Annotated in this window: 7 protein-coding genes; 4 read left to right on the top strand and 3 right to left on the bottom strand. The window is 40.4% G+C overall.

Going from position 1 to position 7560, the window contains the following annotated elements; genetic code table 11:
* A partial coding sequence (locus V5804_RS17320) for a hypothetical protein (RefSeq protein ID WP_369592671.1) occupies window positions 1-656 on the bottom strand: 656 nt, incomplete at its 3' end.
* Window positions 657-806: 150 nt separating this feature from the next.
* Window positions 807-1742: an SPFH domain-containing protein gene (locus V5804_RS17315; RefSeq protein ID WP_369592670.1), complete on the bottom strand. Its 936-nt coding sequence runs from the start codon at window positions 1740-1742 to the stop codon at window positions 807-809.
* A gap of 105 nt (window positions 1743-1847) precedes the next feature.
* Here V5804_RS17315 and V5804_RS17310 point away from each other — a divergent pair, with 105 nt between their 5' ends.
* Window positions 1848-2024, top strand: a complete 177-nt coding sequence (locus tag V5804_RS17310; protein WP_369592669.1) for a hypothetical protein — start codon at window positions 1848-1850, stop codon at window positions 2022-2024.
* 39 nt (window positions 2025-2063) lie between these two features.
* Here the strand turns inward: V5804_RS17310 and V5804_RS17305 are convergent, their stop codons facing one another.
* A complete protein-coding gene (locus V5804_RS17305; protein WP_369592668.1) occupies window positions 2064-2627 on the bottom strand; it encodes a C40 family peptidase in 564 nt (187 codons plus the stop codon).
* A gap of 225 nt (window positions 2628-2852) precedes the next feature.
* Here V5804_RS17305 and pdhA point away from each other — a divergent pair, with 225 nt between their 5' ends.
* From pdhA to V5804_RS17290, 3 genes are all read left to right on the top strand, one after another.
* Window positions 2853-3848, top strand: coding sequence for a pyruvate dehydrogenase (acetyl-transferring) E1 component subunit alpha (gene pdhA / locus V5804_RS17300; protein WP_369592667.1), 996 nt, complete (start codon window positions 2853-2855; stop codon window positions 3846-3848).
* A 54-nt stretch (window positions 3849-3902) separates the two neighbouring features.
* Window positions 3903-5591 (top strand): 2-oxo acid dehydrogenase subunit E2, encoded by a 1689-nt coding sequence (locus V5804_RS17295; protein WP_369592666.1) that lies wholly within the window; start codon window positions 3903-3905, stop codon window positions 5589-5591.
* Window positions 5592-5694: 103 nt separating this feature from the next.
* Window positions 5695-7476 carry a DUF885 family protein gene (locus tag V5804_RS17290; RefSeq protein WP_369592665.1) on the top strand — a complete coding sequence of 594 codons (1782 nt, stop codon included), beginning with the start codon at window positions 5695-5697 and terminating at the stop codon, window positions 7474-7476.
* Window positions 7477-7560: the final 84 nt, after the last annotated feature.

The following is a 7560-nucleotide window of genomic DNA, read 5'->3' as shown; positions in this document are numbered from 1 at the left end:
AGGCTGCTTAGAAATTCTTGAAGAGCAAAAGCATTTATTTCTTCATCTTCATCAACTTTTATAGTCAAATAACCAACATCATTTTTAATATAAACTGTAGATAAATTTCCTTCTATAACTTCACTATATGTATCAGCACTTGATAAAGCCCCTCTACTTGTAAACATGTTTTTAAGTTCACCCCTAAGCTCTAATTTTGTAATCGTCTTTATCCATTTTACTTTCTTTCTCTTTTCTGGATATGGTTCATATCGTTCATTAAACAAAAAGGTTTTCTCTGTTTTAACAAAAAAAGTATCACTTTCTATAATACCAAATGATAAGTCATCAGAAGACTTACTTGGAATTATTACAATATCATCGACTTTAACTAAATGATTAAAGGTAACTAGCTGTTTTGCCCATTTTGTCGCTTCACCTTTTTTATACTCACTATTACTATCAATATACTTTTGCAATCGATTTAAGGTTGCTTCATCAGATATTTGTGCTTCTTCTATATACTGATAAGGAACGTTATTAAAACCAAGTCCGACAAAATTATTTTCTAAAAAATAATTATACAACTCACCGCTATATGTTCTTAAAAACCAATACCTTCTTTCAGAATTTACAACTCTAACTTTATTAATTTCTTGTTGTAAAGATATTTCCATGAATTTTATTTTAAAGAATAATTAAATGTTTGTAAAAACGGATTACAAAGAAACTATATTAAGTATAGGATAATATTTATAAATAAGTTACAGAAAGGAAAGTAATTTTTTTGAAATTATTTGAGTAATAATTTATCTATAAAAAAACCCCTACGCCTTTTTCCCATCCGTATTCATCAAATTCAAACTCATCATTTCCTGCATCGTGCGTTTCATGCCATCAGCAGAACCATCCAAAAAGATCACGTTGCCTTTGGAGTTTTCGGAGAAGTGTTTGATGGATTCTGTCCACATCGTAAACAAAATAACGGAAGTATCCATGTTGGCTTCCTGCATTTCTTTGGCGGCCTGCGTCATCCCTTTGGCCACTTCCTCGCGGAATAAAGCGATACCTTGTCCGCGCAGTTGTGCCGCCTGGCGTTCGGCTTCGGCAGCAATTTTGATGGCGTTTCCTTCGGCTTCGGCGCCTTTGGTTTTGGTGATGAGTAAAGCTTGTCCTTCGTTTTCGGCAGCGGCTTTCAAGTTGTTTGATGCAACTACCTGGCTCATGGATTTCATAATCACATCATCAAAAGTAATATCGTTCAATTGCAAATCCTGCAAATGGTAGCCCCAGCTTTCCAGGATCTGGTCTAACTGTTCTTTTACGTGTTCTACAATATCGCGGCGCAAAATCAGCACATCTGCCTGGCGTTTGGTAGCTACGTAAGCACGGATCGAACCTTCAACCGTACGGATCAAAGCCTGCATTAGGTTTTTTTCGTCCACAAACTTAAATGCCACGTTTTTAATGGTTTCTTCTGCCTGATCGAACACAGAATAAAGCAGCATCGCTTTAAAATAAACATTGGCCTGATCAACAGTTACGGCCTGAAACTCCAATTCGACGGAACGGTTTTGGATCGAAATGCGGGAATAAATTTGCTCAATCAGCGGGATTTTAAAATTGAGGCCGGGGAATAAAATCCTGCGGTATTTTCCAAAAACCGTAACCACGGCAATGGTGCCTTGCTGCACGGTTACAAACGAACTGAAAGCGATAACCAAAAGCAGGAACAAAAGGACGAGCGAAAAAATATTAGCCATTTTATAGAAGATTTAAACTGAATAAATATAGGTAAAAACAGTATTAGATAGATTGGTTTATTTTTTGCTGTTACCACTGTACTTAAACCTTAAACAATTGAAATTATGAAAAAAGCTTTTGGCGGAATTTTAACCCTTTTGGGCATTATCGGGATTATTTACGGTGCTTACAGTTTTATACAACACACCGGCGAATCGCGATCGGTAATTGTTGCGGTGATCGTGGGCATTATCTTTTTCTTTAGCGGAATCAGTTTGGTACGCACCACAAAAGATGTATAACAAAAAAGCCCTGTACTTCTTTTACAGGGCTTTTTTTGTTTAGTTGCTTGCCGTTAAATCTGACAGCAAACGTCCGCCGTTGTAATAATATCGTGTCCAATAAGGGTCGGCCAAATTACTGATCATCACACCTTTACTGGAAGAAGCGTGTGCAAACCGGCCATCGCCGATATAAACGCCAACATGGGTAATCGAACGGCTGTGTATTTTGAAAAAAACCAGGTCGCCTTCTTTTAATTCTTCTTTGCCAACCGGATTTACCATGCTGAAAATGTTCCGGCTATTGTTGCCAATCACCGTATTGAATACTTTATTGTACAATTCGAAAGCAAATTTAGAACAATCAATACCGTTTTTGTTGTTTCCGCCTAAGTGGTACGGTGTCCCGATCCAGTCGTAAACAAATTGAAACAGCTTAACATTGGAAGTTGCCGAGAGCGCAACGCCCATAATTTGCGAAAAATAACCTTTGCTTAGGTTATCATCGTTATCGTCATCATTATTATTTTTCTCTGTGGCCTGGTTTGGTACAGCTTTTGTTATTTGAGCATTAACCGTGGCAGTTGTTATTAAAAACAGAATAATGATTGTTAATTTCTTCATCTAAAACTAATTTGTTGATCTATTCAATAAGTTATTCAACGTGCCTGAAAACATTCTATTATCAGGATTTCAAATCTATAGGCTTTATTTCGTAAAAAAAAACGAAAGTGATAAAAATTTCGCTATAGTTTAATTTTATTATAACGTAAACAAACTCTTGTAGGTTTCGCTTTTTTATCAGGATATAATTAGATTTGCTGTTCTTAAAACAAGAATATATAGTTCATGAGCTCAGTTGCTATTACAAAAGACACGTATTTAATGTGGTACGAATCCATGTTATTGATGCGCAAGTTTGAAGAGAAGACAGGACAGTTGTACGGACAACAAAAAATCCGCGGGTTTTGTCATTTATACATCGGGCAGGAAGCGGTTTTGGCCGGCGCCATGTCTGTTATTAAAAAAGGCGACAGTATGATCACCACTTACCGCGATCACGCACACGCTTTGGCACTGGGCACTTCTCCAAACGCCATCATGGCCGAATTGTATGGCAAAGCAACCGGCTGCTCCAAAGGGAAAGGCGGCTCGATGCACCTTTTTGACAAAGCAAACTTTTTCTATGGCGGCCACGCGATTGTAGGCGGACAAATCCCCTTGGGCGCAGGTATCGCTTTTGCAAGTAAGTACAAAGGCGAAGATTTTGTAAACCTTTGTTATATGGGCGATGGCGCAGTCCGTCAGGGCGCGTTGAACGAAACCTTTAATATGGCGATGTTGTGGAAACTGCCGGTTGTTTTTATCTGCGAAAACAATGGTTACGCGATGGGAACTTCGGTAGCGCGCACCACCAACATGACAGATATTTATAAAATGGGTTTGGCTTACGATATGCCTTCTGCACCGGTTGATGGCATGGACCCGGTTGCGGTGCATGATGCCATGGATGAAGCGATTGAACGCGCACGCAAAGGCGAAGGGCCAACTTTCCTGGAAATGCGTACTTACCGCTATAAAGGGCATTCGATGTCTGACCCGCAAAAATACCGCACCAAAGATGAGGTTGAAAGCTATAAGGCAAAAGATCCGATTGAAGTAGTTAAACAAGCTATTTTGAAAGAGAATTATGCCGATGAAGCCTGGATCGAAAGCGTGGATGCCAAAGTAAAAGGCATGGTGGACGAAGCGGTAAAATTTGCAGAAGAATCTCCGTATCCAGAAGCTTCCGAATTATATACCGATGTGTATGTGCAGAAAGATTATCCATACATCATGAGCTGATTTTTAGGCGATAAAAGAAGCATTGATCAACATAAAAAATTCCAATTATTAGATATGGCCGAAGTAGTAAAAATGCCAAAAATGAGCGATACCATGACTGAAGGGGTATTGGCCAAATGGCATAAAAAAGTTGGTGATAAAATAAAATCAGGTGATTTATTGGCTGAGGTAGAGACAGATAAAGCTACAATGGACCTTGAATCTTACCAAGACGGTACAATTCTTTACATTGGTGCAGAAGAAGGTAAAGCAGTAGCAATTGATGCTGTAATTGCCGTAATTGGAAAAGAAGGCGAAGATTATAAAACTGCGTTAGGTGCAGAAAGCAGTCCGGCACCTCAAACGGAAACCAAAACCGAACAGTCAAAAACAGAAGAAAAACCTGCCGCTGCACCTGCTGCAAAAGTTGATACATCCGGAATTCCGGCTACTGTTATTCGGATGCCGTTACTAAGCGACACCATGACGGAAGGCACCATTGAAAAATGGAATTTTAAAGTTGGCGATAAAGTAAAAGCAGACGATTCGCTGGCTGATGTGGCAACCGACAAAGCCACCATGGAAGTGGTTGGTTATGAAGAAGGAACCTTGCTTTACATCGGCGTAAAAGAAGGCGAAGCTGCACCGGTAAACGGCATTATTGCGATTGTAGGTAAGGAAGGAACAGATATTACACCTTTACTGCAAGACGGCGGATCAGCTCCTTCCGCAGAAACCAAAACTGAAGAAACAGAAAATACACCGGTAAAAGAAGCATCGGCAGAAACAACTGCTGTTGCGAACGACAGCCGCGTAAAAGCATCGCCGCTGGCACGAAAAATTGCCCAGGACAAAGGCATCAACCTAACAGAAGTTAAAGGAAGTGCCGAAGGCGGGCGCATTGTTAAAAAAGACGTGGAAGCCTTTACGCCTGCTGCCAAAACCGAAACTTCAGCCAAAACAACACCTGCCGGGCAACCATCCTTAAAAGAAGCACAGGAAGCAATTGCAACCAGCGCGATTGCGAAGGAAGGCATGGCGAAAGCGCAAAATACCATTATCATTCCCGAGTATATTGGTGTAGAGAAGTTTACCGAAAAGCCGGTTACCCAAATGCGCAAGGCAATAACCAAACGTTTGTCTGAAAGCTTATTTACTGCACCACATTTTTATGTGACGATGGCAATAAATATGGATGAAGCAATTGTAGCACGTGGTAAAATGAACGAAGTAGCTACAATCAAAATATCATTTAATGATTTTGTAGTAAAAGCATGTGCGGCTGCTTTAAAGCAACACCCCGCAATTAATTCTTCTTTCTTAGGTGATAAGATTCGCTTTAATGAACATGTAAATATTGGTGTTGCTGTTGCTGTTGACGAAGGTTTATTAGTCCCGGTTGTACGTTTTGCAGATGGAAAATCTTTAAGCCGTATATCTGCAGAAGTAAAAGATTTCGCTCAAAAAGCCAAAACTAAAAAATTACAGCCTGTTGATATGGAAGGTTCAACTTTCACTATATCAAATCTAGGAATGTTTGGTGTTGACGAATTTACAGCTATTATAAATATACCTAATGCTTGTATCCTTGCCGTTAGCGGCATTCAACAAGTGCCGGTAGTTAAAAATGGTGCCGTTGTGCCGGGCAATGTGATGAAAGTTACCTTGAGTGCCGATCATCGCGTGGTTGACGGCGCTACGGCTGCGGCTTTTCTGAAAACTGTACAATCATTATTGGAAGAACCGGTAAGGTTGTTAATTTAGACTGATGCTGTTTTTATCTACTTAAAATCCCGCTGATTTAAATCGGCGGGATTTTTTTATGCGCAAGACTTTTATTTCTCCGCCTAAAAACTAAATTTATAGCATGAAAAAAATCGGATTGCTATTTGCCGTTGTGGCTTTGCTGGTAACAAGCTGCCAAAATAAAACCGGGTCATCCTCCGCAGGAAAAAACAAAGCGTTAGCTGCTTTTTTTGATCAGTATTACGAAAACAGGCTGAAATTGTATCCGTTGGAAGCTACTTCCATCGGCGATAACCGTTACAACGACCAATTGCAGGACGACGGTTCTGCTGCTTTTCTTACCAAAGCAAAATCGTTTTATGCTGATAACCTAAAAAAAATAAAAACTTTTAAGCGCGAAGATTTGGATGCAGAAGACCAGCTTTCGTACGATATTTTTACTTATGAAATGCAAATTGCATTAGAAGGATTTAATTATCATTTTGAGTATTTGCCTTTCAACCAGTTCTATGCCCTGCCAATCACGATAGGGCAGTTTGGTTCTGGTACCGGCGCGCAGCCTTTTAAAACCGTGCAGGATTATCAAAACTGGCTGAAACGCTTGCAGGCTTTTTCGGTGTGGAGCAACACAGCCATCCAAAACTTTCAAAAAGGTGTAAAAAGCGGATTGGTTTTGCCGAAAGCTTTGGTTTTAAAAATGATCCCGCAAATGCGTGCGATGGAAGTTACCGATCCAACCAAAAGCTTGTTTTACGGCCCGATCAACAACTTCCCGAAGTCTTTTTCGGATGCTGATAAAAGGACGTTAAAAGAAGTATACCAGAAATCAATCATGCAAGTCGTGGTGCCAACTTATAAAAAATTGGGCGATTATCTGCAAAACCAATATTTACCTCATGCGCGAACAAGTTCCGGTTATTCGGCCATGCCTGGCGGCGCTGCAATGTATAAGTATTTGGTGAAACAACAAACCACGACCAACAAAACGCCGGAGGAAATTTACCAGTTGGGTTTAAAGGAAGTTGCCCGAATCCGTAATAAAATGGACAGCATCAAAAACAGCGTTGGCTTTAAAGGGGACTTGAAAGCGTTTTTTGAGTACATGAAAAACGACCCGAAGTTTATGCCATACAAAACGCCGCAACAGGTTTTGGCTGCTTTCGAAAACATCCATAAACGTGTGGAGCCGAACCTGAAAAAGATGTTTAACCATGTGCCAAAAACACCTTTTGAAATCCGGCAAACGGAAGCTTTTCGTGCTGCTTCTGCCAGTGCAGAATACAATCAGGGTTCGGCAGATGGAACCCGTCCGGGTATTTTTTATGTGCCAATTTTAGATGCGACCAAATTTAACACCACTTCGGGCATGGAATCTTTGTTTTTGCACGAAGCTATTCCCGGCCATCATTATCAAATTTCGTTAACGCAGGAAAATACTTCACTGCCTAAATTCCGTCGTTTTGGTGGCGATAATGCTTATATGGAAGGCTGGGCTTTGTATTGCGAATCATTGGGCAAAGAGCTGGGGCTTTACACCGATCCTTACCAATACATGGGCGCTTTGGGTGATGAAATCCACCGCGCCATCCGTTTAGTGGTTGATGTCGCCATCCACACCAAAGGAATGACGCGCGAGCAAGCCATCAAATATATGATGGACAATGAAGCCATCAGCGAGCAAGGTGCAACTGCTGAAATTGAACGTTATATGGCAATTCCCGGTCAGGCTTTAGGTTATAAAATTGGTGCATTAAAAATCCGCGAATTGCGCACGCGTTATGAAAAGCAATTGGGCAGCAAATTTAACCTGGCCGAATTCCATGATCAGATTTTAAAAGACGGTTCGATGCCTTTAGCTGTTTTGGAAAAGAAAATGGACAGTTGGGCCGCCACACAAAAATAACAGGCATAAAAGAAGCATCCGTTTTTTAGGCCGATGCTTCTTTTATCAACCTAAAAATACTTTTAAATAAGATTTAAAATTAGA

It is taken from the genome of Mucilaginibacter sp. (assembly GCF_041088075.1).
Classification (GTDB): domain Bacteria; phylum Bacteroidota; class Bacteroidia; order Sphingobacteriales; family Sphingobacteriaceae; genus Mucilaginibacter_A.
This window is presented reverse-complemented; position numbering and strand designations above follow the sequence as displayed.

Bases quoted from the DNA above. Each gene is read 5' to 3' on its own strand.
- V5804_RS17315 (WP_369592670.1), bottom strand. From the start codon at position 1,742: ATGGCTAATATTTTTTCGCTCGTCCTTTTGTTCCTGCTTTTGGTTATC.
- V5804_RS17310 (WP_369592669.1), top strand. From the start codon at position 1,848: ATGAAAAAAGCTTTTGGCGGAATTTTAACCCTTTTGGGCATTATCGGG.
- V5804_RS17305 (WP_369592668.1), bottom strand. From the start codon at position 2,627: ATGAAGAAATTAACAATCATTATTCTGTTTTTAATAACAACTGCCACG.
- pdhA (WP_369592667.1), top strand. From the start codon at position 2,853: ATGAGCTCAGTTGCTATTACAAAAGACACGTATTTAATGTGGTACGAA.
- V5804_RS17295 (WP_369592666.1), top strand. From the start codon at position 3,903: ATGGCCGAAGTAGTAAAAATGCCAAAAATGAGCGATACCATGACTGAA.
- V5804_RS17290 (WP_369592665.1), top strand. From the start codon at position 5,695: ATGAAAAAAATCGGATTGCTATTTGCCGTTGTGGCTTTGCTGGTAACA.